Annotated in this window: 26 protein-coding genes and 1 tRNA gene; 12 read left to right on the top strand and 15 right to left on the bottom strand. The window is 48.6% G+C overall.

The window, feature by feature from the left end; translation table 11 throughout:
* Positions 1 to 57: 57 nt before the first annotated feature.
* Both J5W02_RS10835 and J5W02_RS10830 read right to left on the bottom strand, forming a co-directional pair.
* The gene (locus J5W02_RS10835) at positions 58 to 690 is read right to left on the bottom strand and encodes a DUF47 domain-containing protein (RefSeq protein ID WP_219965710.1); all 633 of its coding nucleotides are present in this window, start codon (positions 688 to 690) and stop codon (positions 58 to 60) included.
* Positions 691 to 757: 67 nt separating this feature from the next.
* Entirely contained in the window at positions 758 to 1,759 is a 1,002-nt protein-coding gene (locus J5W02_RS10830; protein ID WP_219965709.1) for an inorganic phosphate transporter, read from the bottom strand.
* Between the two features lie 593 nt (positions 1,760 to 2,352).
* On the opposite strand from J5W02_RS10830, the gene J5W02_RS10825 reads away from it, so the two are divergent.
* Positions 2,353 to 2,529, top strand: a complete 177-nt coding sequence (locus J5W02_RS10825) for a hypothetical protein (protein ID WP_219965708.1) — start codon at positions 2,353 to 2,355, stop codon at positions 2,527 to 2,529.
* Between the two features lie 48 nt (positions 2,530 to 2,577).
* On the opposite strand, the gene J5W02_RS10820 is transcribed toward J5W02_RS10825, so the two are convergent.
* From J5W02_RS10820 to J5W02_RS10815, 3 genes are read right to left on the bottom strand one after another with little or no spacing between them, the layout of a single operon-like run.
* Positions 2,578 to 2,730 (bottom strand): hypothetical protein, encoded by a 153-nt coding sequence (locus J5W02_RS10820; RefSeq protein WP_219965707.1) that lies wholly within the window; start codon positions 2,728 to 2,730, stop codon positions 2,578 to 2,580.
* Positions 2,727 to 2,861, bottom strand: a complete 135-nt coding sequence (locus J5W02_RS14775; protein WP_255575701.1) for a hypothetical protein — start codon at positions 2,859 to 2,861, stop codon at positions 2,727 to 2,729. Before J5W02_RS14775 ends, J5W02_RS10820 begins: the two co-directional genes overlap by 4 nt.
* A 17-nt stretch (positions 2,862 to 2,878) precedes the next feature.
* On the bottom strand, positions 2,879 to 3,058 hold the full coding sequence (locus J5W02_RS10815; protein ID WP_219965706.1) for a hypothetical protein: 180 nt from the start codon (positions 3,056 to 3,058) through the stop codon (positions 2,879 to 2,881).
* 159 nt (positions 3,059 to 3,217) lie between these two features.
* Between J5W02_RS10815 and J5W02_RS10810 the strand changes: the two genes are divergently transcribed.
* The 4 genes from J5W02_RS10810 (at position 3,218) to J5W02_RS10795 (ending at position 6,386) form a co-directional block, all read left to right on the top strand.
* Entirely contained in the window at positions 3,218 to 4,705 is a 1,488-nt protein-coding gene (locus J5W02_RS10810) for a recombinase family protein (protein ID WP_219965705.1), read from the top strand.
* Between the two features lie 59 nt (positions 4,706 to 4,764).
* Positions 4,765 to 5,046, top strand: coding sequence for a GNAT family N-acetyltransferase (locus J5W02_RS10805; RefSeq protein WP_407928376.1), 282 nt, complete (start codon positions 4,765 to 4,767; stop codon positions 5,044 to 5,046).
* A gap of 214 nt (positions 5,047 to 5,260) precedes the next feature.
* Positions 5,261 to 5,533 (top strand): hypothetical protein, encoded by a 273-nt coding sequence (locus J5W02_RS10800; protein WP_219965703.1) that lies wholly within the window; start codon positions 5,261 to 5,263, stop codon positions 5,531 to 5,533.
* A 253-nt stretch (positions 5,534 to 5,786) separates the two neighbouring features.
* Entirely contained in the window at positions 5,787 to 6,386 is a 600-nt protein-coding gene (locus J5W02_RS10795) for a hypothetical protein (RefSeq protein ID WP_255575700.1), read from the top strand.
* Between the two features lie 71 nt (positions 6,387 to 6,457).
* Here J5W02_RS10795 and J5W02_RS10790 read toward each other — a convergent pair whose 3' ends face one another.
* The 3 genes from J5W02_RS10790 to J5W02_RS10780 form a co-directional block, all read right to left on the bottom strand.
* Complete coding sequence (locus J5W02_RS10790; protein ID WP_219965702.1) at positions 6,458 to 8,851, bottom strand: ATP-dependent helicase; 2,394 nt, start codon at positions 8,849 to 8,851, stop codon at positions 6,458 to 6,460.
* Between the two features lie 184 nt (positions 8,852 to 9,035).
* Positions 9,036 to 10,277: a sodium ion-translocating decarboxylase subunit beta gene (locus J5W02_RS10785; protein ID WP_219965701.1), complete on the bottom strand. Its 1,242-nt coding sequence runs from the start codon at positions 10,275 to 10,277 to the stop codon at positions 9,036 to 9,038.
* 30 nt (positions 10,278 to 10,307) lie between these two features.
* Positions 10,308 to 10,688, bottom strand: a complete 381-nt coding sequence (locus J5W02_RS10780) for an OadG family protein (protein WP_219965700.1) — start codon at positions 10,686 to 10,688, stop codon at positions 10,308 to 10,310.
* Positions 10,689 to 10,880: 192 nt separating this feature from the next.
* Here J5W02_RS10780 and J5W02_RS10775 point away from each other — a divergent pair, with 192 nt between their 5' ends.
* The 4 genes from J5W02_RS10775 to J5W02_RS10760 all read left to right on the top strand — a co-directional run bounded on the left by J5W02_RS10775 (position 10,881) and on the right by J5W02_RS10760 (position 15,398).
* Positions 10,881 to 11,738 (top strand): AraC family transcriptional regulator, encoded by an 858-nt coding sequence (locus J5W02_RS10775; RefSeq protein WP_219965905.1) that lies wholly within the window; start codon positions 10,881 to 10,883, stop codon positions 11,736 to 11,738.
* Complete coding sequence (locus J5W02_RS10770) at positions 11,735 to 12,313, top strand: DUF1836 domain-containing protein (protein ID WP_219965699.1); 579 nt, start codon at positions 11,735 to 11,737, stop codon at positions 12,311 to 12,313. The genes J5W02_RS10775 and J5W02_RS10770 overlap by 4 nt, the downstream gene beginning before the upstream one ends.
* 144 nt (positions 12,314 to 12,457) lie before the next feature.
* Entirely contained in the window at positions 12,458 to 14,311 is a 1,854-nt protein-coding gene (gene asnB / locus J5W02_RS10765; protein ID WP_219965698.1) for an asparagine synthase (glutamine-hydrolyzing), read from the top strand.
* A 115-nt stretch (positions 14,312 to 14,426) separates the two neighbouring features.
* On the top strand, positions 14,427 to 15,398 hold the full coding sequence (locus J5W02_RS10760; protein ID WP_219965697.1) for a D-2-hydroxyacid dehydrogenase: 972 nt from the start codon (positions 14,427 to 14,429) through the stop codon (positions 15,396 to 15,398).
* 400 nt (positions 15,399 to 15,798) lie between these two features.
* Here the strand turns inward: J5W02_RS10760 and J5W02_RS10755 are convergent.
* The 4 genes from J5W02_RS10755 to J5W02_RS10740 form a co-directional block, all read right to left on the bottom strand.
* Positions 15,799 to 15,885: transfer RNA gene (locus tag J5W02_RS10755), tRNA-Leu, on the bottom strand.
* 40 nt (positions 15,886 to 15,925) lie between these two features.
* A complete protein-coding gene (locus J5W02_RS10750) occupies positions 15,926 to 16,945 on the bottom strand; it encodes a M23 family metallopeptidase (RefSeq protein WP_219965696.1) in 1,020 nt (339 codons plus the stop codon).
* 76 nt (positions 16,946 to 17,021) lie between these two features.
* Positions 17,022 to 17,198, bottom strand: a complete 177-nt coding sequence (locus J5W02_RS10745) for a hypothetical protein (protein ID WP_219965695.1) — start codon at positions 17,196 to 17,198, stop codon at positions 17,022 to 17,024.
* A gap of 52 nt (positions 17,199 to 17,250) precedes the next feature.
* On the bottom strand, positions 17,251 to 17,928 hold the full coding sequence (locus tag J5W02_RS10740) for a sugar transferase (protein WP_456237060.1): 678 nt from the start codon (positions 17,926 to 17,928) through the stop codon (positions 17,251 to 17,253).
* Between the two features lie 221 nt (positions 17,929 to 18,149).
* Between J5W02_RS10740 and J5W02_RS10735 the strand changes: the two genes are divergently transcribed.
* Entirely contained in the window at positions 18,150 to 19,103 is a 954-nt protein-coding gene (locus J5W02_RS10735) for an ROK family protein (protein WP_219965694.1), read from the top strand.
* Positions 19,104 to 19,141: 38 nt separating this feature from the next.
* Positions 19,142 to 20,200 carry an aldose epimerase family protein gene (locus J5W02_RS10730; protein ID WP_219965693.1) on the top strand — a complete coding sequence of 353 codons (1,059 nt, stop codon included), beginning with the start codon at positions 19,142 to 19,144 and terminating at the stop codon, positions 20,198 to 20,200.
* A 42-nt stretch (positions 20,201 to 20,242) separates the two neighbouring features.
* Here J5W02_RS10730 and J5W02_RS10725 read toward each other — a convergent pair whose 3' ends face one another.
* A complete protein-coding gene (locus J5W02_RS10725; protein ID WP_219965692.1) occupies positions 20,243 to 21,991 on the bottom strand; it encodes an ABC transporter ATP-binding protein in 1,749 nt (582 codons plus the stop codon).
* Positions 21,988 to 23,724: an ABC transporter ATP-binding protein gene (locus tag J5W02_RS10720; RefSeq protein WP_219965691.1), complete on the bottom strand. Its 1,737-nt coding sequence runs from the start codon at positions 23,722 to 23,724 to the stop codon at positions 21,988 to 21,990. The genes J5W02_RS10725 and J5W02_RS10720 overlap by 4 nt, the downstream gene beginning before the upstream one ends.
* A 129-nt stretch (positions 23,725 to 23,853) precedes the next feature.
* Here J5W02_RS10720 and J5W02_RS10715 point away from each other — a divergent pair, with 129 nt between their 5' ends.
* On the top strand, positions 23,854 to 24,726 hold the full coding sequence (locus tag J5W02_RS10715) for a LysR family transcriptional regulator (protein WP_219965690.1): 873 nt from the start codon (positions 23,854 to 23,856) through the stop codon (positions 24,724 to 24,726).
* A 61-nt stretch (positions 24,727 to 24,787) separates the two neighbouring features.
* Here the strand turns inward: J5W02_RS10715 and J5W02_RS10710 are convergent, their stop codons facing one another.
* The gene (locus J5W02_RS10710) at positions 24,788 to 25,444 is read right to left on the bottom strand and encodes a flavin reductase (RefSeq protein ID WP_219965689.1); all 657 of its coding nucleotides are present in this window, start codon (positions 25,442 to 25,444) and stop codon (positions 24,788 to 24,790) included.
* Between the last annotated feature and the right edge of the window lie 49 nt (positions 25,445 to 25,493).

Genomic DNA, 25,493 nt, shown 5'->3' with positions numbered 1-25,493 from the left:
TCCCCGCAGCCAAAATAAAAAGCCCACCTAAAAGGTGAGCTTGAAAAAGTGGTTTGCTTAAGTGTTTGAAATAATAATCTGCTCTACAATATCGGCGACGTCTTCACAGTAGTCCAGCGAATTTTCCATGGTATTGTAAAGATTCTGAAGACGGATCACATCGATCATCTCCATCTTGTTTTCCGGATCAAAGAGCTCTCTCATCGCCTCGCTGAAAATCGCGTCGCCCTCTTCTTCCAGATGATTGACATATACCGACATCTGCTTAATGCTCTTCAAATTCTTCTTGAACTGCTTAAAGTCGGACATCAAAGTGCAAAGTCCCTCGCAGCTTTTGACAATCAGATCGACCAGTTTCACAGTTGTCTCATTTGCGCCCGAAATATGCATCATGTAAATCTGGTTTCCAATATCGTCGATACTGTCGGTAATTGATTCAATGGCGCGAACCATATCCATCATATCCGAACGGTCAATCGGTGTAATAAACGCGTCTGCAATGAGGTTGGAGCAATAGTGAACGTGCTTGTCCCCATCGTGCTCAATGTCTTTGAGCAGTTTTATTTCATTTTTATCAATGGCGCCGTCCGAAAACGAATTCTGAAGCACTTTTGCAGCCTGGCAGGAAATACCGATCCCTTTTTCAAACAGTGAGAAATAGTCCGGCCCTTTAGCAAAAAAATTACTCATGATAGTTCCCTTACCCTTCAAAATAACAGATTCATTATTCTTTACATATCCTATACTGTTTTGCGGTTTAGAAAATCAGCACAAACAGTTTGGTCATAACATAGCCCAGAATAAGGCAGGCCGGAAAAGTCAATACCCATGCCACGACCATTTCTTTCGCTATTCCCCAGTTTACATCGGAAAAACGCCTTGCCGCGCCGGCACCCATCATCGCTGTCCCTTTTGTATTGGTGGTGGAAAGGGGAATTCCGGAAGATACGGTCGTAATCAGCATACAGAGTGAAGCCACAATCTCAGCGGAAAATCCCTGATACTTTTCCAATTTTACCATATCGATTCCCATTGTCTTAATGATACGGTAACCGCCGATGGAAGTCCCGATCGCCATAACGATGGAACAGAGGAACATAATCCAGATATCAATATGAACGGTCTGCGGAATCGGCTGATTTTTCGCAAGAAGAATAACCAGTACAAAAACGCCCATAAATTTCTGCCCGTCCTGCGCTCCGTGGCTCGTGGCCATCAGGGCGGCGGAAGCAACTTGTCCCAGAGAGAAAAAGCGGTTTGCTTTCGCGCGCTTAACCCTGCGGAACAGAAAACCGACTAATTTGGTCACAACATAAGCTACGCAGAATCCTACGACTGTCGAGATAACGATGCCCCAAAGCACCTTTTGGAACTCTGCCAGCTTAAAAGCGGAAACGCCGTTATAGGCAATCCCAGAACCCATCAGCCCGGCAATCAGCGCGTGGCTTTCACTGGTTGGAATTCCAAATTTCCAAGCAGACACCGACCATATTACTATGGAAAGCTGAGCTGCGCAAATCGCAATCAGAGGATTGGACCCGGTTCCGACATTGACAAGATTGGCAATCGTACTGGCAACCGCAGTGCCGAAGCACATGATACCGACCAGATTAAAGGCTGTAGCCATTAAAACTGCCGCCCGTGGGGAAAGCACTCGGGTCGAAACAACAGTAGCAATTGCATTCGGCGCGTCTGTCCAGCCGTTGACAAAGATAGAAGCGCAAACAAGGAGAAGTGCGATAATGAGCGCAAGTGACATTAGATAACCTCATTTCGTCCTGTCGAGTGATTATTCTTACCTGATGAATTTCTTACATTTGGTTAACACAATTATAACAGAATCTTAATAAAATATAAATAGTAAAGATTTTATAAAAAGACGAATTAATCGGATTGAAATAATCATATTTTGTATTTATTGCTCATTTAAAATAGATTATTACTATATTTTAATGATTATTAATACTATATATTTTTTATTATATATTAATTTATTAGTTTTTTACTATTTTGAAAAAACTTAGCCGTGATGGGAAAATATTTCTGTAACACAATGAAACAGCCGCCATAAAATGGTATTGAGAAACAAAGGTTTCACTAAATGTGTTAGGAGGATTATTTTATGGATGGAAATTGCTCGGAAACATCTGCAAATGTGCAAAATTCAGGAAATTTTAATGAAGCTGTATGCATAGACGGACTGCGCGTATACGACTCATGCAGTGAAGAACGGTAAACACGCTTGATACAAGCGGCAGCTGAACGTCCGCTGCGCTGGTTCTAAAACAAAATGACAGGAAAATTCTGCATGTTTTTGTAAAATAGTCATACACTATTCCTGAGGTGATTGGTTTGGATTATACCGGATTTTACGAATTCCCATTTCCTTCGAATCTGCCCGAACGGGACAGAAAAGTAAGGGACTATTTCTTCTCTCTGTCGGATGATATGCAGCTGAAGCTATTGAACGGAAGCAGCTCCTATGAAAATTTTCACGAACGCATTACAGAGTATATGAAAAATCAATGAAGAACGACAGCCGCCCCGTGTGGGACGGCTCTGTTTTTTCACACCAGTCTATTTGGAGATTCTGGCAAGACGGCGAAACAGCGTTTCGTCCAGCTGCCGTTCCACATTGCGTTCAAAAGCACGTTTGTAGGCGGAACAAAAATGGCGGCAGACCCTGTTGTCAAACCCACTCTTGCATTTTCTGCATAACGCGCACATCATTTTTTTGGCTCCCCCCTTTTCAGACTTCTCGCGCGGTCACCGCGGTTAAACGCTTTGAGTCCGGCCCACGTCGGTTTCCATCCATAAAAACGGCAAAGCGCCATATAACCCTGAAGCACCTTGTATTGCATAGGGTCTTCCCCCTCTTTCAATCGGACTTTTTTTCGCCGACACCTTCCCAGTCAATCGTTACGCTGGTTTCCGATCCGCTTATTTCGGTGCAGATCTGTTCCGTTACATAACGCAGATTTTCTCTGTTGCACGCAATCTCTTCGTCTGTTCCCGGCAAAATATGTACGGTGACAATCGGCTTCCCTGTGTCGCGCATATGCATCACCTCTATAAAAAATATGAATGCCGATGTTTGTCCTATTCGTGCAGAACGGGGTTCCGGCACAATAAAAAAACCTCCGCATCCTTCTGGATTCGGAGGCTGGAATATTGATCTGTTTCTTCCATAAATATAGGTAAGGAAAGCGGTGATAAAATGATTACAGCAATTTATCTGCGCAAAAGCCGGGCGGAGGAACTGAGTGATACCGTGGACGAAACCTTGAAGCGCCACAGGGAAACCCTGCAGGAGTTCGCCGCTAAAAACAATCTTGACATAACAAAAATTTATGAAGAAGTCGTTTCCGGCGAATCCCTGTATGCACGCCCGCAGATGCTGCAGCTGCTTACCGACGTGGAGCGAGGCGAATACGACGCGGTTCTGTGCATGGATATTGACCGTCTGGGGCGCGGTGCCATGAGCGACCAGGGGGTCATTCTTGAAACGCTGAAAAATGCGGATACAAAAATCATTACGCCGCGCAAGATTTACGACCTGAACAACGAAATGGATGAAACCTACTCCGAATTTGAAACCTTTATGGCCCGGCAGGAGCTCAAAGCGATTAAACGCCGGATGCAGCGGGGGATTAAAAAAACCATTGCGGACGGAGGGTATGTTGCCAACGCGCCTTACGGATATGTGAAAACAACAGTCAACAAGCGGCCTACACTAGCGGTTTGCGAGGAAGAGGCCCGTTTCGTGCGGATGATGTTTGACCTGTACGTCAACAAGGGACTGGGCTGCCAGCATATTGCCGACACGGTTAACGCCATGGGGGCCAAACCCCACCGCTCTGAAAAATTCGGCCGGTCATCCGTCATGAAAATCCTCCACAACCCCGTCTACACAGGCAAAATCGTCTGGAACCGGAAAACACAGATCCGTAAGGGTGCGAAGGGAAACAGCAAGCAGATCACCATTCAGAACTCACCGGACAGATGGACTGTTGTAGCAGGAATCCATCCGCCCATCGTACAGGATGAAATTTTTGAGCAGGCACAGAAAATGGCAGCCTGTCGCTCCCATCCGCCGGCAAATACGGGCAGTGTGGAAAACCCGCTCGCCGGTCTGGTCTACTGCGCGCACTGCGGCGCACCGATGCAGCGCCAGGTGATCCGTAAGGGAGGAGCCTACCTGCTATGTCAGAAACCAGGCTGCATGGTGTCCTCCGCTCTGTCCCTGATCGAAGACGCGGTTGTGCACGAACTGAAAAGCAGAATGAGCGAGTACAGGATTTCACAGAAAAATCCCGCGCTGCGGCCGAAATCGGAAAACAGGGAATTCCTCAATACCGTAGAGTCGGAAATCAAAACCACTGCGGGGCAAATTGGAAAACTGCACGATCTTCTGGAGCAGGGCGTGTATGACCTGGACACCTTTCTGAAGCGTCAGACATATCTGAAGGAAAAAGAAAACAGGCTGCAAAAGATGAAAGACACAACGACTTCTTCCTTACCTATCGACTGTCCTAATGACAGTAAAAAAGCAGTAACCCTGCTGGAGGTTTATGGTGCCGCATCTACACAAAAAAAGAACCTGCTTCTAAAAGCAATGATCGGGAAAATTATTTACAATAAAGAAAAGGGTGCGAAACCGGGAGAGTTTACGCTGGAAGTTTACTTAAAACCAATTCATTCATAATACACATTGACAAAATGAAAGAAAAAATGGCATACTACAAACAGACAGGAGGAATGAAATTGGAACTGATCTATGAAAAAAACCGTATATACGCTGAAAATGAATCTCACCAGGTGATTGCCGAGGTCACCTTTCCGGACATGGATGAACAGACGGTAAACATCGACCATACTTTTGTGGACGATTCTCTTCGGGGACAGGGTGTCGCCGGCAAACTGATGGAAGCTTCCGCCTCTTTGCTCAGAGAGCAAAAGCGCAAGGCAGTACTCACCTGTTCGTATGCCGTCAAATGGTTTGACAGTCACCCTGAATATTGCGATATTCGAACAAACAAGTCATAAGCCATCTCACTTCGACAGAGAACATGTGAATTTTATTTTTCTTTGTGATTATAATGTCCTCATTCCAGCAATTAATCTCCGAATTTTTCATAAAAAAATTTTAGTTATGTCATATATTTTGTTTATTTATCCTATTTTTTCCATTCGTTAAAACTTCTATAATTGCGACTTTTTTCGCTATTGCAATTTTAGAACATTTCCTTTAAAATTACAAATGTTGCGCAACCAATTAAAAAAAAAGGATGTTTTTGAAATGCAAAGTATTAGCGTAAACCTCAAGCTTTTGAAAGAAAAAATAATGGAAATTGAAAAAGACGGAATGGGCTTAATCGAATTGCACATTGTTGCAAGCCAGATTGACGACAAGTTCATGCACCCAGCATTTCTCCACCTTGAAGGAGTCTCTGAAACCGGAGAATACAAAGATTATGAAAGTATCGATGAATGCCCGGTCAAACAGTATATCCTGTTGAATGTGCCAGCATAAATCTGCCCTGTAACGATACATAGCACTGCCGGGTATCTTAGAATTAACGATAAATGATAATAACAAATAAAACTTCAACCCCTGCTTTGCATTCAATCAATTTAAAAGAGTACTATTCTATCACGGTTACTCTTCTGATAAAGATTGCCTTGAAGATTTAAGGGTTTATTTCCCACCGGATAAGCACGACCTGATTGAACATGCAACAAACGTCAGGCTCAGAAACGCCGAAGTCATTACTGTGTTCCTTGATTTGGAGCCGGTACCATTTAACAAAGGCTTTTATTCGGTAGATATGACCTTTTTCTTCGATGTGTGTGTGGACGTATTTTGTCCGTTGGCCACAAGCCCCGCTATTGTAAATGGTGTATCCATATTCAGCAAAAGGGTAATTTTGTATGGCAGTGAGGGCAATGTAAAAATGTTCACTTCCGATTGCACGCAGGACGACATCGACGGCCCAAATTCTGTCTGCGGCGACGTGCTCCCGAAAGCAACCTGTCAGGTTGCGGAGCCGATTTGCCTGTCGGCACGAATCTGCGACTGCCAGTCGCATTGCAATGAGAGCTGCTGCCGTATTCCCGACTCAATCTGCAGACATTTCGGCGGTCAGCTGGACTTTGCATCCAATCGAACTGTTTATGCTACAATTGGTATCTTTACAATTGTTCAAATTGTCAGAAATGTGCAAATGCTGATTCCCGCGTACGACTTCTGTATCCCGGAAAAAGAATGTGTCACTACATCAGACGATCCATGCGATATGTTCCGCCGCATCGAGTTTCCGACCGACGAGTTTTTCCCGCCCAAAGTCAGCGACTGCGGCTGCAACGACCGTTCCCGCAGATCATAAAGTCAAAAAACTATCTTTCACTTACAAATAAAGCCCGCCTGATTTTACAGGCGGGCTTTATGATATCTATTTCAGATTTTCTGTAAACGTGCGAAATTCGCCATCAGCTTTTTCGTACCGGCCTTCTCAAAGGCAATTTCCAAAAGAGTATCGTTCCCCATCGGGGAAACAGAAAGAATCAGTCCCGTTCCAAACGTCTTATGCATAACGCCGTCCCCCACTTGAAACTGAACCTTCGGCGGCTCGCTGTGAATCAGGTTCGACGGGCCGAAACTGCGGGCTGATTCGGTCGTCACCACTCTGGCCTCAAAAGCGGAAGTGGGCAGCGCCATCCCCGGAGCAGGCTTTTTCCACTCTCTGGTACGGCTGCGGGCAACCAGTTCCTCTGGAATTTCCTCAATAAAACGGGATGGTTTGTTGCGGGAAGTGCTCCCGAAAATCATGCGGCTCTCCGCATTAACGATAAACAGTTCTTCCTTCGCTCTGGTAATGGCAACATACGCCAGGCGGCGTTCCTCTTCGATTTCCGCGGGATTGTAAATTGCCTGTATTCCCGGGAAAATCCCGTCTTCAAACCCGGGAAGGAACACAACCGGAAATTCCAGGCCCTTTGCCGAATGGATGGTCATCATCACCACGCTGTCGGAATTGGCATCGAAGTTATCAATATCGGTCAGCAGGGATACTTCCTCAAGAAAACCGGAAAGAGAGGCCTCCTCGCCGTTGTCTTCTTCGTACTTAATTAAGTTGGAAGCAAGTTCGTTAATGTTGTCAATACGGTCCTGAGCGTCGTCGTTTTCGGACGCTTTCAGGCTGCCGATATAATCTGTTTTATCAAGAATCAGATGATACAGTTCATTCAGACTGGTATTTTCATCGTTCGCGGCGTCAATCAGCTCCTGCATGGTAGCGGCAAATTGCAGAAGCTTGGGCGCTGTCCGCTTCAAGGGTTCATACTGGTCGGCGTTTTTGATAATGTCGAATACGCTTTCCCCCAGTGTGGCGGCGATTTCCGTGGCCTGTGCAATCGTCTTATCCCCAATGGAGCGTTTCGGCTGATTGATAATGCGGCGAAGACGGATTTCGTCGTTCGGATTGTTAATCACGCTCAAATACGCAATCATATCCCTGATTTCTTTCCGCTCATAGAAACGCAGACCGCCGATAATACGGTAAGGAATTCCGGATTTGATAAAGATTTTTTCGAGGATATTGGACTGGGAATTCATGCGGTACAAAATGGCGTGATCGGCAAATTTTCGTCCGACTGCTACGCTTTCCAGTATTTTTTTCGCAATGTAATCCGCTTCGTCCTGCTCGCTGAAAGCGGTGTGCACCCCGATTTTTTCTCCGGCAGGGTTGTCCGTCCAAAGTGTCTTCCCTTTGCGCTCTGTGTTGTTTTCAATCACCGCGTTCGCAGCATTCAGGATATTTTTGGTGGAACGGTAATTCTGTTCCAGACGGATTACCTTCGCGTTCGGGAAGGTCCTCTCAAAATTCAGGATATTCTCTATGGTCGCGCCGCGGAATTTGTAGATACTCTGGTCATCGTCGCCGACGACGCAGAGGTTGGTGCTCTTCTGAGCCAGCAGCTTTACAAGCAGGTACTGTGCGTGATTGGTATCCTGGTACTCGTCCACCATAATATAGCGGAATTTATTCTGATAATACTCCAGAACATCGGGATGCTGCTGAAGGAGACAGACCGTGTTGCAGATCAGATCGTCAAAATCCATGGCGTCGGCTTCCTTAAGCTTCGCCTGATAAAGCTTGTAAGCCTGCGCAATCAGCCCCAGCCTGTTGTCGCTGCCGGCCTGCTGCAGGTATTCTTTTGGCTGAATCATGCTGTCCTTCGCACGGGAGATTGCGGACAGTATGGATTTAAAAGAAAGAATTTTGTCGTCAATGCCAAGTGATTTCTGGCATTCCTTCATCATACGGCGGGAATCGTCCGTATCGTAAATCGTAAAATGATTGGAGTAACCAAGTTTATCACCATCGCGCCTCAGCATACGCGCGCAGGTAGAATGAAAGGTGGAAGCCCAGATGTCGTCGCCTTCTTCTCCCAACATGCTGTTCAACCTGTTTTTGAGCTCTCCGGCAGCCTTGTTGGTAAACGTAATGGCAAGGATCTGCCAGGGACGGCAGGGCTCTGCCGCAAAGTGACATTTTACCTGAAAAGGCAAAGGCTCTCCTGCGGACAGATATCGGTTGGCCGCACTGAGGTCTTCTTCCGATAGATCATTTGAAATATTTTCGCTTTTGTAGGCATTTCCGTAGCGAATAATATTTGCGATACGGTTTACCAGAACGGTAGTTTTTCCGCTTCCGGCACCGGCAAGGATCAGCAAGGGACCGTTCACACTGAAAACCGCCTCCTGCTGCCTGTCATTCATTCTGGAAAATTCCTTTTTCAGAACATTTTTCCTGATTCCAATAATTTGATCCGTAGTAGTATTGTTCATGAATTCACCGCCAGAACTTGATAATTTGGGCGGAAGTCCGCTCATTGATTTCTTACTGCATAACTTTTATTATACAATATTCTGCATATAATAGCAAACGAAAAAGAGAACCACACAAAATACCCGCACTGAACCGAGTGCGGGTATCTCTTAATTCTATTGAATTATTTTTTAAAAAATCCTCTTATCCAAGAATACTAATCAGTACACCAGCCGCAACCGCGGAGCCAATCACGCCGGCCACGTTCGGGCCCATTGCATGCATCAGAAGGAAATTTCCGGGATTTTCTTCCTGGCCGACTTTCTGCGCCACACGGGCCGCCATAGGAACGGCGGAAACACCGGCCGAACCGATCAGCGGATTTACTTTTCCGTGGGAAGTCCAGCACATCAATTTGCCGAACAGTACGCCACCGGCAGTGCCGAAGCTGAACGCAAGCAAGCCCAGAATAATAATCTCAATTGTCTGGAGCGACAGGAATACCGAACCGGTCGCCGTTGCGCCGACAGTCACGCCGAGGAAAATGGTAATGATATTCATCAGTTCATTTTGAGCAGTATTGGAAATACGCCCTACCACGCCGCTTTCACGGAACAGATTTCCCAGCATCAGCATTCCTATAAGCGGACAGGCATCCGGCAGCAAAAGGGAAACAACAACCGTAACGATAATCGGGAACAGAATCTTTTCCAGCTTGGAAACCGGACGAAGCTGCTCCATTACAATGCCACGCTCTTTTTTGGTGGTCAGTGCCTTCATAATCGGCGGCTGAATAATGGGCACGAGCGCCATGTAAGAATACGCCGCGACCGCAATCGGGCCTAAAAGTTCCGGTGCCAGCTTAGAGGTAACAAAGATGGCGGTCGGGCCGTCCGCTCCGCCGATAATTCCGATGGAACCGGCCTGTTTTCCCGAAAACCCAAGAAAAACAGCACCGATAAAGGTGGTAAAAATGCCAAGCTGAGCAGCCGCACCCAGCAAAAAGCTCTTCGGATTGGAAATCAACGGCCCAAAGTCCGTCATCGCGCCAATTCCAAGGAAAATAAGCGGAGGATAAATTCCGAGCTTAACGCCCTGATACAGATAATAGAACAATCCGCCGACCTGCGTAACCTGATAATATTGCTGTCCGTTCAAAAGAACAATCGGATAATTTCCGGCTGCGCCGCCGTGCGCAGTCATGTAATCGGATACAAGCTGCATCGTCGTCTGCGGGGGAACCATAATAGCCGGGAACAGATTGACAAGCAGCATCCCAAACGCAATCGGTAAAAGAAGAAGGGGTTCAAACTGCTTTTTAATCGCAAGATACATCAAAACACAGGCAATTCCAATCATGATATAGTTGCGCCAGTCATTCAAAAAGAATCCGGACGTTTGGAAGATGCCTTGGATAGATTGTAGAAATTCATTCAGTATATTCAATACCGGATCAGTCCTCTCTGTTTTTTGAACTTAAAAAGGGCGGGTGCTCTCCAATAATCCTGCCATCCCCCACACGGAGCGGCTGGGCTGAGAAGAGCGGCGGATACTGGCTACCCTCCCGGCAGATGCGCCGTATAAAGTATAAACAGCCGCGGAAATTGCCGCAACCGTCTCTTCGGTAATTCCCGCCTGAACAGACGGACCAGCTGCAGGGACTGACACCGACTGAACTGAGGCGGCAGTTGCCGCAGGCACAGAAGCCTTGCTCTCGTTCGAATCGGACTGAATTGCTCTGAGTGCCGCTCCATATCCCTTTATCAAATATGTGAGGAAGATCAGCACGATGAACACAACGACAAGGCCAGTCAGCAAAATGATGATAGAGAGTTGAATTTTCTGGTCAAGACTCATAATTTATTTCCTCGCTTCTAAAAATTTTCATTCTATAAAAATGAACAAATAATTAATAATTGGTCTTATTATAAACGATAATGGTATTTATTTCAATTATATTTTACTGCTTTTTGATTTTTATTGCATAAATCCGACATGCGAATTATAATAAATTTATTACGAATGTCAGAAAGGAGGCTGAATTTCTTGATGACAAATGACGAATTCAGGCACTCTTTCCGTGTACCTTTTCATAACAGTCTGGGACTTGCGGTATACAGCTGCGGAGTTCAGCGGTGCGGCGCCTGCCACTCGTGGGGGCCCGCTGTGCGTGACCACTACCTGATACACTATATTTTATCCGGCCACGGCGTGTTTACCAACGCTGGAAAAGATTATCACCTAACCGCGGGGGACGGCTTTTTGGTGGAACCGTCCCACGTCGTTCATTATGTTGCCGACCGAGAAGACCCCTGGGAATACTGCTGGGTCGGATTTAACGGCAGTGACGCAAAAAGGCTGATGGGTCAAACCGGCCTGTTGGACCGCACCCCTGTGTTCCACTACGACAAAGACCGGATGTTTGAGGAGCTGTTGATGAAGATCTGCAACACTTCCGGTTCCAGCCCGAGCGACGAGGCAAGAATGGAGTCCGGACTGCTGCAGTTCCTGGCCGCGCTGATGGATGAATTTGGAGTTCCTTCCGCGCAGCACACCAACGGGTATGAATATGTGCAGAAGGCAATCAAATTCATTGAATATAACTATTCGAGCGATATTGGCATTACAGACATTGCTTCCAGCGTTGGAATCAGCCGCAGCCATCTGTACCGGCTGTTTATGCAGCATATATCCCTTTCGCCGAACGAATACCTGATGCGCTACCGGGTTAATAAGGCTTCCGAACTGCTGGAATCCAGAAATCTGTCGGTTGGCGAAGTCGCCTATTCGGCGGGCTTTTCCGATCAGTTGTATTTTTCCCGCGTGTTTAAGAAATGTACGGGTACGCCGCCAAGCCGTTTCCCCAGTTATGAACGCGCGGCAAAACTAAAGGAGGATGTAAGATGAGCGCAGCTGAACAAATTACAAATTGGGCGGAGGAAATTGAAAAATACAGCGCGGTGGACTGGGAAAGACTGCCGGAAATTTATTTATACATGGATCAGGTGCTGACCTACATGAACAAACAGCTTTGCCTGTTTGAACGAAACGACAGCACCAGTCTGCTGACTTCAAGCATGATTAACAATTATGTAAAAGACGGAGTTCTTCCCCGGCCCGAGCAAAAAAAATATTCCCGTGAGCATCTGGCACTGCTGATGGTCATTTGCATGCTCAAGCAAGTTCTATCCATTCAGGACATTTCTTTCCTGCTGAAAGCACTTTTAAATGATGCTTCCAAAGACGAAATGTACGGCCGTTTCAGCGAAGCGCACACCGCCGCTCTGAAAGAAGTCTGTGACCGCGTACGTTCCACTGCGGACGCAGGCGACGCCGAACTGACCCGCCTCGCGATCGAGCTTTCTATTGAAGCCGCCGCGCGCCGTACGGCGGCTGAAAGAATCCTGAGCGAGCTTTCCGAAGCCGATAAGAGCAAAAATGCGAAACAGGAAAAGGGCAAATCCGAAAAGAAGGAAAAATAAATCAACCCAACCCAAAAATTCAGCCGTCCCGCCGCCGTGCGGGACGGCTTTTTCATACCCTGCTCCACATAAACAATGCGGATCTGTTAACCATAATGACAAATGAGCATAATATAAAAAGATAACAGAAAGCGAGGGATTGGTATGTGTGGAATTGCAGGATTCTGTGATTATAATGACAATTTGAGCGAAGAAGCGCTGTTCTGGCGTGCGCTTGCAAAGAGAATGGGCTCTAAATTAAAGCACCGCGGCCCGGATGACAGCGGAGTCCATGTTTCGGCTCATGCGGCGCTGGCCCACACACGGCTTGCGGTTGTGGATATTGAGGGCGGAAAGCAGCCGATGACCGCGGCAGTCGGCGGATTTCAGTACACCATCGTCTACAATGGAGAACTGTATAACACCGAGGAGCTGCGGTCGGAGTTGAAGGCACTTGGCCACACGTTCGAAACCAAAAGCGATACCGAAGTCCTGCTAAAATGCTACATTCAGTTCGGATTTGCCTGCGCGGAAAAGCTGAATGGCATTTTTGCCTTTGCTGTTGACGACGAAAAACGCGGCTGCTGCTATTTATGCCGCGACCGTTTCGGCGTAAAGCCGCTGTTTTATTCCATGGAAAACGGCAGGCTGATTTTTGCCTCTGAAATCAAGGCGTTGTTTGAGTACCCCGGCATCAACCCCGTCATCGACAGGCAGGGGCTGTGTGAAATATTCGGAATCGGGCCGGCCAGAACCGCAGGAATCGGCGTATTTAAAAACATACTGGAAATTAAGCCCGGCTATATTGCCGTGTTTGACAACCAAGGGTTCGAGACATATCCCTACTTTAAACTGAAAAGCTATGAGCATCCGGACAGCTACGAGGACAGCGTCAAAGAAGTACGGTATCTGGTTGAAGACGCCGTGACCAGACAGCTTGTTTCCGATGTGCCGCTGTGCACTTTCCTGTCCGGCGGCCTCGACTCCAGCATTATCACCGCGCTGGCGGCAAGAAATTATCAGGCGCAGGGAAAAACGCTTTCCACCTATTCCTTTGATTTTATCGGCAATGATAAATATTTCAAGCCGACGGCATTCCAACCGGGCGCCGACAAACCGTGGGTCGCCAAAATGGCAGAAGCGTTTCATACCGACCACCACTATCTGGAGTGCAACAACGTGACGCTTGCCGACAAGCTTTATGACGCTGTGGCCGCGAAAGACCTGCCCGGTATGGCGGACGTTGACTCTTCCCTGCTGTATTTCTGCAGTCTAATTAAAAAAAATCATGTGGTGGGTATCAGCGGAGAATGCGCGGACGAAATCTTCGGAGGGTATCCGTGGTTCCACAAAAAAGAAGCGTTCGAGGGACACTGCTTCCCATGGTCGCCGGACCTGTCCATCCGTACGGGGCTGCTGATTCCCGAAATTGCCGACGCACTGCACATAGAGGAATACGTCAATATGCGGTACGAAGAATCCATTGCGGCCGTTCCCACGCTGGAGGGCGAAAGCGCGCAGGAAAAGCGTCGCAGGGAAATATCGTTCCTGAACATCAACTGGTTTATGTCCACCCTGCTGGATCGTAAGGATCGGTCGAGTATGGCGAGCGGACTGGAAGTGCGTGTACCGTACGCCGACCACCGCATTGTGCAGTATGTGTTCAATACTCCGTGGGAATACAAATGTCACGGCGGCGTGGCGAAGGGCCTGCTGCGTGACGCGGCAAAGGATTGGCTGCCGGAAGATGTTTTGATGCGCAAAAAAAGCCCTTACCCCAAAACGCACAACCCGGCCTACGAAATGATTGTAAAGCAGAGACTTGCGGCAATCATGTCGGATGAAGAGGAGCCGATTCACAGGCTCATCAGCAAAACCGCCGCAGCGGAGCTGCTCAGCGAAAAGTCGGATTACGGCAAACCGTGGTTCGGCCAGCTGATGGCGGGCCCGCAGATGATGGCGTATCTGCTTCAGATTAACTACTGGCTGAAAAAATACGAGATTGCAATAGAATTGTAATCCCTTTCTTCGGTAGATAAAGAAGAGCTTCTTATTGCAATTTTACCAGCCGTGTTATACAATGAAACAAATTTTATATCAGGAAATGGTAAAATATTGCAAGGGAGTATCAGTCATGAGTTTCTCTAAGCGAGTTCTTGTTCTTCTTCCCGCAGAGACGCGTCACAAAGCCCTGCTTCAACAATCCGCACCGGAATGCCGGTTTCTTTACAGCACCTACAGAGACGTCACCAGAGAACAGGTGCAGGATGCCCAGATCATTATAGGCAATCCCCCGGCAGACTATGTGAAGAATTCCCCTAATCTGGAGTGGCTGCACTGCCACAGCGCGGGAGTGGATTCCTTTCTAAAGGAGGATGTCCTGCCCAAGGGCACCGCACTGACTAATTCAACGGGCGCATACGGCCTTGCTGTTTCCGAGCACCTGCTCGGCATGCTTCTGGAAATTATAAAGCGCCTTCACACCTACCGTGATGCACAGAAGCTGCACCTCTGGCAGGGGCAGGGCAAGGTAAAATCCATTTATCAATCCACCGTCCTGGTGATTGGACTGGGCGATATTGGCGGCGAATTTGCCCGAAAAGTAAAAGCGCTGGGCGCTTATGTGATCGGTCTGCGCCGCACCTGTGCGGAAAAGCCGGACTATGTGGACGAAATACATTTGGCCGCGGATCTTGACAGCCTTTTGCCCCGTGCGGACATTGTCGCCATCTGCCTGCCCGCAACGAAGGAAACCAACCGTCTTTTTTCACGCGAACGTCTTGCCCTTCTCAAAGAGGGCGCTGTTCTGCTGAACGCTAGCCGCGGTACGCTTATTGACACAGAAGCGCTTTGCGACGCGCTGGAGAGCGGGCATCTTTTTGGAGCCGGTCTCGACGTGACCGATCCTGAGCCTTTACCGAAAGATCATCGGCTCTGGGAAATTCCGAGTGCGGTGGTCACCCCCCACATTTCAGGACTTTACCATCTTCCGGAAACACTGGAGCGCGTGGTGCGGATCGCCGCGGAGAACCTGCGGCTTTACGCAAACGGTGAGCCGCTTAACAACTATGTTGATTTTACCACCGGTTATCGAAAGAAAAAATAGTAGCCCAGATTTCTGTGGTCATCATCGCAAAATCAAGGGGTACCCCTTAACTTGGTGCTGGTGATCGGACTTGGGTGGTCGTATAACGGCTCGCGTTCCGCGAGTCCCTTCGTTTTTCTTCCGCTATGTCAGCCGCTCTTTATCTCCCGACTTGTGCCGGGTTCAAGATTCTTTGGACCACCAAACGCGAAAATAAGGGATGCCCATTCTCGGGCATCCCTTATTTTGGTGCTGGTGATCGGACTTGGGTGGTCGTACAACGGCTCGCGTTCCGCGATTCCCTTTGTTTTTCTTCCGCTATGTCAGCCGCTCTTTATCTCCCGATTTGTGCCGGGTTCAAGATTCTTTGGACCACCAAACGCGAAAATAAGGGATGCCCATTCTCGGGCATCCCTTATTTTGGTGCTGGTGATCGGACTTGAACCGATACGGTGTTGCCACCGAGGGATTTTAAGTCCCTTGCGTCTGCCGATTCCGCCACACCAGCGATTTAACATTTGCTATTATAACATAGCGTACCGGCAAAATCAAATAGAATTTTCCTGTAAATACTGAATTTGAATCTGATTTTTTCTGGAATACTCTTTTGTTTCGTTATTTCGTACCACTTCGGACTGATTTTGCCGTAAAAGCTTGCACAGCTGGTACACATCCACCCAGATTTCATTGACGCTTTCCTTCTGGCTTTCGTCAAAAATCAGCTCCATACCAAAATGCAGATGACTCACTTTTATATTATTGACATTTTCCTTCGTACTATAACCCGTGTGACCTACATATCCGATCACGTCCCCGGCGGTCACTGTCTGCCCCACTGCAAGATCGGCGGCATACGGACGGTTCTGCCGTAAATGAGCATAATAATAATACCGCTGCTTGTCAAAGCTGCGGATGCCGATGCGCCAGCCGCCGTACTGATTCCAGCCAAGCGCCTCCACAATTCCCGATTCGACCGCAATCACAGGCGTACCGGTTGCGGCCATCATATCGTGGCCAAGATGCTGCCGCTTGTATCCGTAAGTTCTGGATGCGCCGAAATCGTCGTAATCCTCATACGGAAAGGTTTTGGCAATCGGTGAATATCCGATGAGCCCGTATTTTGTTTCTCCCGTACTGTCAGTGTAAGTACCGAGAAGACCGCCCAAAACCGCCGAATAGGCTTTATAATAGTAGGTATAAAGCTTCATATTCTTAGTCAGTTCCGCCATAGTCTGCGTTTTCAGCTTTGTCGTCAAAACGTCCATATCATTGCTTTTGTAGTGAGAAAAATTTCCGCCGTACTTTGCGGCAAGATAAGCAAGCAATTCAATCCAGCTTACTTTCTTTTCCTCCTTCTGAGAGGAAATATCCAGATTCATCGCTTTTTTCATTGCAAGATACGGCACGTTAAACTCCACATACTTTATGTAGTCACCGGAAGAAGACGACGCGGAGCTTTCCGTCTGGGTTGCCGCGGGCACACCTTCGCCATAATTCCCAGAAGCGGCGGCAATTCCTGCCGCCGCCGTGAGGACAAGAATAAAAGCAATTAATCTTTTTCTTTTCATAATAATACGATTAAACAAGCGATCACCTACTGTCTATCCATTATTATGAAGCAAGGATTGAAAATATTGCAAAAATTCAAAGGTCATCCGCGTCCTGATCGGGTTTTTCACCGTCTCTTGCCATACCCGTATAGCTGCCCAGAACATCGTTTGGAATTTTGCTTTTACTCATGTTCGGAAGCGTTGAAGCCATGCTGTCCACATCCGTACATTCCTTTTTCCGGCTTTTGCGCCACTCTTCAAATTTGAACATAAAAAATCACCTCTTGCTTAGTATGAACAAGCAGAGGTGAAATATGAATCCGCTATTTCAGCACCGCGCCCACAGTCTGAAACATGATTTTAATATCTTTCAGCACAGAAATGTTTTTCAGATACTCCAGATTATACGCCATCTTTGGCGGCAAAATCTGTTCCACATACACCTTTTCCGGGTCTTCGGCCGCGTCCAGCAAGCTGTCCTCGTCCTTAAAAGCGATGCTCGCGGTAGCGGTGATGCCGGGACGAACCAGCAGAGTTGCCATGTACTCCGGCGTATAGGCGTTTACATACTTGCGAACCTCCGGTCGGGGCCCGACAAAGCTCATGCTTCCGTCAAGAACATTTAGCAGCTGTGAAAACTCATCGAGCCGCAATTTTCGGATGAGCTTTCCAACCCGTGTCACGCGGGGGTCGTCGCCCACCGTCAGCGGGGGGCCGATTTTGTCAGCATCCTGAACCATTGTCCTGAACTTAAAAATCTTAAAATCCTGATTGTAGCGTCCTACACGCACCTGCCGGTAAAAGGCGGGGCCTTTGGAGTCGATTTTCACGGCCAGTGCCAGAAGAAGAAGAAAGGGTGAAAGAACCGCAAGAATCAGCAGCGATACCACCACGTCAAACGCGCGTTTCGCGGCAAGCGAAAATCTGCGCTTGTTCAGCAGACTGAGATATTGCTTTGTATATTTGTTTTTCATACCCTTTGGAAGTGCTTGAAAATTCACGGCATAATCTCCATTCCAAATTCTGTATCTTTCATATTATAGCACAAGTTTTCGCTTCATAACAATTTTTTGTATTGCAGAGCACAATATGTTTACAATTCCTATGGGATGATGCTATACTATTCACATATTGCGACAGATTGACGAATGGCGAACGCCTTAAAAAAGCTTTTTTCTGGGAAATCGCCGTACTCTGAAATAACGGACAAAGGGGATTTAAAATGTATTATCTGGGAATTGATCTTGGCGGAACAAATATTAAGGTTGGCGTTGTTGATGAAAACTGCAAAATCATCGCTACGGCAAAAAGAAAAACCGTAGTGCCCTGCCCGCCCGACGATCTGTGCGAGCAGCTCGCCTCCACCGCTTTGGAAGCGCTGAGCAACGCGAACCTCACTTTGGACGACGTCCCGTGGGTGGGCATCGGCACCCCCGGCACGGTCAACACGGACACCGGGGTGGTGGAATTTTCCAATAACTTGTATCTTCATCATTTCGAGCTCAGAAAATATCTCGAGGAAAAAATGAATAAAAAGGTCATTGTAGAAAATGACGCGAACGCGGCTGCCTACGGCGAATATCAGGCGGGCGCGCTCAAGGGCGCCAAAAACGCGATGGCAATTACACTCGGAACCGGCGTGGGAAGCGGCATCATCATCGACGGCAAAATTTACTCCGGCTCCAACTACGGCGCGGGAGAAATGGGACATACCGTCATCGTTTTCAAAGGGCGTCACTGCACCTGCGGCCGCGACGGCTGCTGGGAAACGTACGCTTCCGCCACCGGCCTAATCCGTACCACCAAAGAAGCCATGGAAAAATCCGCTGACCACAGCAGCCCTATCTGGAAACTGGTGGACGGCGACCTGAACAAAGTCGACGGACAAACCGCCTTTGACGCCATGCGCGCGGGCGACCCGATTGGAAAAGCGGTCGTGGACGAATATATTGAATACCTTGGCTGCGGACTGGTCAACTGCATCAACGCGTTCCAGCCGGACATCCTGTGCATCGGCGGCGGTATCTGCAACGAGGGAGAAACCCTTTTGAAGCCGCTCCGCGAGTATATTGTCAAGGAAGCGTACTCCCTCAGCGCACAGGGACAGACAAAGATCTGCAAGGCATTGCTGGGAAATGATGCGGGAATTATCGGCGCGGCAATGCTGGGCAAATAATTTTTCCTATTCAAATATAATTATAAGAAGGCCGAACGATGAGCATTGAGAAATCTGTATTTGGGAAAATGCCGGATGGCACCGTCATCGACAGCTACACCCTGCGCAACACGAGCGGGATGACTGCGCAGGTGATAACTTATGGATGCCGCATTGTAAAACTGCTTACCACCGATAAAAAGGGGAATTTCGGCGACGTGGTTCTGGGGCATGACACACTGGACGGATACCTTGAAAAAGGGGATGTTTTCGGGTCCACTGTGGGCCGCTACGCCAACCGGATCGGCGGGGCGGAATTTGAGATTGACGGCCAAAAATATATGCTTGCGGCAAACGATGGAAAAAACTCTCTGCACAGCGCCCCGGGAGGATTTCAGAACCGGGTCTGGCGGCTGAAATGCAGCGACAACGACGACGACGCGCCGTCCGCCACCTTTGCTTATCTCAGCAAAGACGGAGAATGCGGATTCCCCGGAAACCTGAATGTAACAGTGAAGTACACCCTCAGCACGGACAACGCGCTGATTATTGATTACGGTGCACAGACTGACCGTGAAACACCGGTGAATCTCACGAACCACTCCTATTTCAATATCAGCGGGGACGTGGGCAACAGTATTCTTTCTCAGGAACTGCAGATCCATGCGGACACGATTACCGCGGTCGGGACAGACCTGATTCCCACAGGAGAACTGACGCAGGTTTCGGGTACACCGTATGATTTTAACAAACCCAAAACCATCGGACAGGATATGAAAGCGGATGACAGGCTTTTAAAGAGCTGCGGAGGCTACGATCATAATTTTGTGATTAAAGGTGCGGACGGCATGAAAAAGGCCGCGGAGCTGTACGACCAGCTGAGCGGCAGAGTGATGTCGGTCTTTACCGATATGCCCGGAATCCAGATTTATACCGCAAACGGCTTTGCCCCCGGTGCCACCGGCAAGGCGGGAAAAAAGCACCTGACGCACCACGCGATTTGTATGGAAACGCAGTATTTTCCCGACTCGGTTCATCACCCGGAATTCCCGTTCCAAAACCTGAAGCCGGGTGAAAATTACAGCCATACAACGATCTATAAATTTACGGTAAGATAGCAGGAACCCCCGGAAAATCCGGGGGTTCTTATTTGTCGATTGCTAATCCGCCACCGCAAATTGGCTGTTGTAAAGATTAGCGTAAAAGCCCTGTTTTTGCAAAAGCTGTTCATGGGTTCCCTGCTCGATGATGCTTCCCTTGTTCATCACCAGAATCAAGTCCGCTTCCTTAATGGTGGAAAGGCGGTGAGCGACAACAAAGCTGGTCCTTCCCTTCATCATTTCGGTAAACGCCTTTTGAATCCGAATTTCCGTTCTGGTGTCGATGGAGCTGGTCGCCTCATCCAGAATCAGAATCGGCGGATCCACCAGCATCACCCGGGCAATACACAGCAGCTGCCGCTGCCCCTGTGAAATGTTGCCGCCATCCTCCGAAATCACGGTGTCGTACCCGTTCGGCAGACGCATGATAAACGAATGAGCGTGTGCGGCTTTTGCCGCGGCAACGATCTGCTCCTCCGTCACATTTTCGCTTCCATACGAAATATTGTCGCGCACCGTTCCGGAAAAAAGCCAGGTTTCCTGCAGCACCATACCAAACATTTTTCTCAGGCTGCTGCGGGTGACGTTTTTAATATCTACCCCGTCTATTTTAATCGTACCGCTGTCCGCGTCGTAAAAACGCATCAAAAGGTTGATAATCGTGGTTTTTCCGCATCCGGTCGGGCCGACAATCGCAATCCGCTCGCCTTTCCTCGCTTTCAGATTCATATCCTGAATCAGCTTCGTTTCCGGACGGTAGGAAAAATAAACATGCTCTGCGTCTACATTTCCCTCGCTGTCCGTCAGGGTCAGCGCGTCGGGAGCGTCCGGTGTTTCCTCTTCCTCATCGAGAATCAGGAAAAGGCGGTCGGCGGATGCAAATGCTGTCTGAATCTGGGTAATAACCGCTGTGACTTCATTAAATGGCTTGGTATATTGATTGGCATAGGCCAGAAAAGACGAAATCTGACCGATTGTCAGCGGGCCGGGACGCCCGGTAATGGCGCAGAGTGATCCGATTGCCGCAACGGCGGTATACACAATGCCGTTGACAAAACGGGTGCTGGGATTGGAAAGAGAAGAATAGAACTGCGCTTTTACCCCACAGTTGTACAGCCGCTGATTGATCTCATCAAACTGCTGCTCCGAGCGGCTTTCATACAGAAAAGTCTTTACGATTTTCTGACCGCTAATCATTTCTTCCACATAGCCGCTGATTTCACCCTGTGTCGCCTGCTGCTCCACAAACTGCCTGTGGGAAAGCCGGGCGATAAAGCCCGCCACAAAAAGGGACAGCGGCGTAACCAGCACCACCACCACCGTAATCACCGGGCTGATGGTCAGCATAAAAACCAGCGTACCCAAAATGGTCACAACACCGGTAAACAACTGGGTCAGTCCCTGCAGCAAACCGTCCGCAACCTGATCGACATCATTGACAACACGGCTGATGATATCGCCGTGCGCGTGACTGTCAATGTACTTGAGCGGCAAACGGTTGATTTTCTGATAAGCCTGTACGCGCAGATCGCGAACCGTATGATAAGTAATTTTATTCGTGCAGTACGCCATAATCCACTGAAACACAGCACTGATAAGAATCGTTCCCGCAAGTGTGGCAAGAATGGGAATCATGTCCCCGTGGCCCACCTTGGAAGGCCCTATGATTTGGTCGACTGCGCGCCCAATGAGAATCGGCCCGTAAAGGGTGAGCGAAATATGAATGAGCGCACTGACCAGCGCGCCGGCTAAGAATACGGAATACGGCTTTGCGTAACGGAACAGGCGCTTTAGTGTGGACAGTTTCATTTCGTGCTCACCTCCTCCTTGCTGAGCTGTGACAGGCAGATTTCCTGATACACCTGACAGCTTTCCAAAAGCTGCTCATGGGTGCCGATACCGGCGACCTCCCCGTCGTCCAGCACGATAATTTTATCCGCGCGCCGAATGGTGCTTGCACGCTGGGAAACCATCAGGACGGTCATGCCGGACGTTTCTTTCTGAATGGATTTTCTTAAAGCCGCGTCCGTCGCAAAGTCCAGCGCGCTGGCACTGTCGTCCAAAATCAGAATTTGCGGGCTGCCGACCAGTGCGCGGGCAATGGTCAGCCTTTGCTTCTGACCGCCGGAAAAATTCTTGCCGCCCTGATTGACCGGGCTTTGAAGCCCCTGCGGCAGAGCGGAAACAAACTCGTAGGCCTGCGCGATTTTGAGTGCCTTTTCTATTTCTTTCTCCGTTGCGTCACGCTTTCCGAAGCGCAGATTGCTTTCAATCGTACCGGAAAACAGGACGGCCTCCTGAGGTACCATTCCGATCTGTCCGCGCAGGGCATCAAATGAATATTCCCGCACGTCGACCCCGTCAATCAGGATTTCCCCCGACGACACGTCGTAAAAACGTGGGATCAGATTGATTAGTGTGCTCTTTCCGGAGCCGGTGCCGCCGATAATACCGACAGTTTCTCCGGGCAATATGGAAAAATCCAGATTCTTAACCGCATACTTGTCCGGGCCGTCGTAGGAAAAACTCACATTTTTAAACTGAATCTTCGGCGCGTTGGGTACGGGAGTAACAGACGCTCCGATGGGTTCCGCAACGGAAGACACGGTTTCAAAGACCTCGTTGACTCTGGTGGCGGAGGCAGCGGCTTTTGTAAAAGTGACTACCAGATTGGCAACAACAATCATTGCCAGTAAAGTCTGAGTCATATAGTTTACAAACGCGATAACCTCGCCCTGCGTCATCCCGCCGGAATCCACCCGCCAGCCGCCGAACCATACGATGGCAATAATCGCAAAATTCATAATCGTATAAGTAAGCGGGTTCAGCAGTGCAGAAAGCTTTCCGACCCGGATAGCGGTGCCAGTTTGGTCGTCCGCCGCCGCGTTGAAGCGCTCCTCCTCGTTTTTCTGCTTTGAAAATGCGCGGATAACTCTGACACCGCTCAGCCCTTCCCGGGTAACAAGGGAAATCGCATCCAGTTTTTTCTGCATAACGCGGAAAAACGGAACGGAACGAGTCATAATGATGTATAAAACAAAAGCAATCAGAGGTGTCGCAATTAAAAATACGACGGACAGCGGAAAGTCCACCAGCATTGCCATTACGATTGCGCCTACGGCAAGAAACGGCGCGCGGATGACAAGACGGATCAGCATGGCCACCGCGTACTGAAGCTGATTGATATCGTTTGTCATGCGGGTAATGAGCGACGGCGTACCGAACCGGTCGATTTCCGCGTGGGAAAACGTGTTGATGTGCTTGTAAAGCTCGCTGCGCACCACGGTTCCAAAGCCCTGTGAGGCAATGGAAGCGAGCTTTTGGCAAATCAGCGCGGAGCAAAGGCCGGTCACGCCCAGCAGCAGCATGATTCCACCCATTCGCCAAACGTAACCTATGTTTCCTGTCCTTACGCCGTTGTCAATCATCTTTGCTGTGATAATCGGCACGATCAGTTCAAAGATTGCCTCAATCAGCTTAAAAATCGGCCCGATAATGACCTGTTTTCGGTATTTTTTTAAGTATTTTGCCAGCTTCAGCATTTTTCAAATCATTCCTCTGTTCTATCTTGTGAATTTCGTGTATTATTATAGCATATTGATACCCATATGAATAATATTGATTTTATCTATTTCCCATACTTATTTCATATAGATCACGGAGGAAGAACCATGGATTTAAAACGTCTGGAGTATTTTGTGGCAATCTGTGAAGAGGGCAGCATCAGCGCGGCCGCAAAAAAGCTGCACATCTCTCAGCCTCCGCTGAGCCATCAGCTGCAGCTTCTGGAAACGGAGCTGGGCGTAAAGCTGGTGGAGCGCGGCGCACGGCATATTACCCTGACGGACGCTGGAGTTATTCTTTACAAGCGGGCGGGCAATATTCTGGAACTGGCCGATGCCGCCGCGCGTGAGCTGGGAGAATATGGGGAAAAAATGAAGGGTACTTTGCGTCTGGGCGCCACCTCTTCTTCCTTCCTTCCCCTGCTTGACCCGCGAATCACAGAATACACCAAGCTGTATCCGGAAGTTAATTTTGAGCTCCACGAGGGCAACACCTTTCAAATGATCGAGCTTCTGGCGGGGGGCGTCATTGAAATTGCGGTCATACGAACCCCTTTCCACGCGGAAAACACCGCGTGGTACAGTCTTAATAAAGAGCCAATGATTGCGGTCGGAGACCAAAAGTACTTTTACAACACGGAAAACAGCTGCATTCGGTTGGAAGATTTGAAAAACAAACCGTTGATTATTTACCGTCGCTATGAAAAACTGATTTTATCAGCCTTTAGAGCGGCCGGTTTTCGGCCGGATGTCTTTTGCCTGAACGACGATTCCCGCACAACCCTGATGTGGGCAAACGCGGGGCTGGGCGTTGCCGTCGTCCCTTATTCGATGGAATCGTTTTACCGCAGCCCCAGCTGTTTGTGCAAAACCATCGACAGCCCTCTGATGGAGACGCAGATTACGGCAATCTGGCGCAGTGACCGTGCGCTTTCTTCTGTGGCCAAAAGCTTTCTGGCCGTGTTTAAAAGGCCGTCGTAGCTCTTTCTCCGTATAAAAAAGAACCTGCCGGAAACCCGGACAGGTTCTGAGAATACTTCTGTTATTTTCTTCGAAACGCCGACTTCGGCGCACCGCAGATGGGACAAACCCAGTCGTCCGGCAGTTCCTCAAAGGAAACATCCGGATCATTATATACATAGCCGCAGACAGTACAAACCCAGCTTTCGCCGTCGTTGTTGTCATCGTCCGGCTGAACCTTCTGATAGGTCGGCGCGTTTTTCGGCGCCTTGCCTTTAATGACTTTGTGGTAATAATCATAAGTCATTGGCACGCCCTTGGATTCATCGCTTCCGGCGACCACTTCCGCCACAAAGATCGTGTGGGTCGGCGTTTCTACACTGCTTACCACATGGCAAAGCAGCCAGCAGCAGATATTTTCCTTGATGACGGGCACGCCTTCCGCCAGAATTTTATGATGAACATTGTTCAGCTTATCCGTATCGCGGCCGGAATTGAAACCCAGCGCCCCGATCACGGCACCCGAAGTGTCCTCCGACAAAACGCACACGGTAAAGAGTCCGCTTTTTGCGATGCACTCATGGCTGTAATTGTCATGATTCATACTGACTGCCAGCATGTTCGGTGTGTTGCAAACCTGAATGACCGTATTGACAATACAGGCGGAGGCCTTTTTTTCGTCCTTTACGCCGATGGCGTACATACCGTATGTTAGATTAAAGAGAACCTCATTTTTCATATTGATACGCCCCCCGTTTTCTTTTTCTCAATCATATCACTCTCGTTTG

It is taken from the genome of Caproiciproducens faecalis (assembly GCF_019448085.1).
Taxonomy (GTDB): domain Bacteria; phylum Bacillota; class Clostridia; order Oscillospirales; family Acutalibacteraceae; genus Caproiciproducens; species Caproiciproducens faecalis.
The sequence above is the reverse complement of the archived record's forward strand: the minus strand, read 5'-3'. Positions and strand labels throughout refer to the sequence as shown.

Coding starts and splice junctions, on each gene's coding strand:
- J5W02_RS10835 (WP_219965710.1), bottom strand. CDS start 690: ATGAGTAATTTTTTTGCTAAAGGGCCGGACTATTTCTCACTGTTTGAA.
- J5W02_RS10830 (WP_219965709.1), bottom strand. CDS start 1,759: ATGTCACTTGCGCTCATTATCGCACTTCTCCTTGTTTGCGCTTCTATC.
- J5W02_RS10820 (WP_219965707.1), bottom strand. CDS start 2,730: ATGATGTGCGCGTTATGCAGAAAATGCAAGAGTGGGTTTGACAACAGG.
- J5W02_RS14775 (WP_255575701.1), bottom strand. CDS start 2,861: ATGCAATACAAGGTGCTTCAGGGTTATATGGCGCTTTGCCGTTTTTAT.
- J5W02_RS10815 (WP_219965706.1), bottom strand. CDS start 3,058: ATGCGCGACACAGGGAAGCCGATTGTCACCGTACATATTTTGCCGGGA.
- J5W02_RS10810 (WP_219965705.1), top strand. CDS start 3,218: ATGATTACAGCAATTTATCTGCGCAAAAGCCGGGCGGAGGAACTGAGT.
- J5W02_RS10800 (WP_219965703.1), top strand. CDS start 5,261: ATGTTGCGCAACCAATTAAAAAAAAAGGATGTTTTTGAAATGCAAAGT.
- J5W02_RS10790 (WP_219965702.1), bottom strand. CDS start 8,851: ATGAACAATACTACTACGGATCAAATTATTGGAATCAGGAAAAATGTT.
- J5W02_RS10780 (WP_219965700.1), bottom strand. CDS start 10,688: ATGAGTCTTGACCAGAAAATTCAACTCTCTATCATCATTTTGCTGACT.
- J5W02_RS10775 (WP_219965905.1), top strand. CDS start 10,881: ATGACAAATGACGAATTCAGGCACTCTTTCCGTGTACCTTTTCATAAC.
- J5W02_RS10770 (WP_219965699.1), top strand. CDS start 11,735: ATGAGCGCAGCTGAACAAATTACAAATTGGGCGGAGGAAATTGAAAAA.
- asnB (WP_219965698.1), top strand. CDS start 12,458: ATGTGTGGAATTGCAGGATTCTGTGATTATAATGACAATTTGAGCGAA.
- J5W02_RS10760 (WP_219965697.1), top strand. CDS start 14,427: ATGAGTTTCTCTAAGCGAGTTCTTGTTCTTCTTCCCGCAGAGACGCGT.
- J5W02_RS10750 (WP_219965696.1), bottom strand. CDS start 16,945: ATGAAAAGAAAAAGATTAATTGCTTTTATTCTTGTCCTCACGGCGGCG.
- J5W02_RS10745 (WP_219965695.1), bottom strand. CDS start 17,198: ATGTTCAAATTTGAAGAGTGGCGCAAAAGCCGGAAAAAGGAATGTACG.
- J5W02_RS10735 (WP_219965694.1), top strand. CDS start 18,150: ATGTATTATCTGGGAATTGATCTTGGCGGAACAAATATTAAGGTTGGC.
- J5W02_RS10730 (WP_219965693.1), top strand. CDS start 19,142: ATGAGCATTGAGAAATCTGTATTTGGGAAAATGCCGGATGGCACCGTC.
- J5W02_RS10725 (WP_219965692.1), bottom strand. CDS start 21,991: ATGAAACTGTCCACACTAAAGCGCCTGTTCCGTTACGCAAAGCCGTAT.
- J5W02_RS10720 (WP_219965691.1), bottom strand. CDS start 23,724: ATGCTGAAGCTGGCAAAATACTTAAAAAAATACCGAAAACAGGTCATT.
- J5W02_RS10715 (WP_219965690.1), top strand. CDS start 23,854: ATGGATTTAAAACGTCTGGAGTATTTTGTGGCAATCTGTGAAGAGGGC.
- J5W02_RS10710 (WP_219965689.1), bottom strand. CDS start 25,444: ATGAAAAATGAGGTTCTCTTTAATCTAACATACGGTATGTACGCCATC.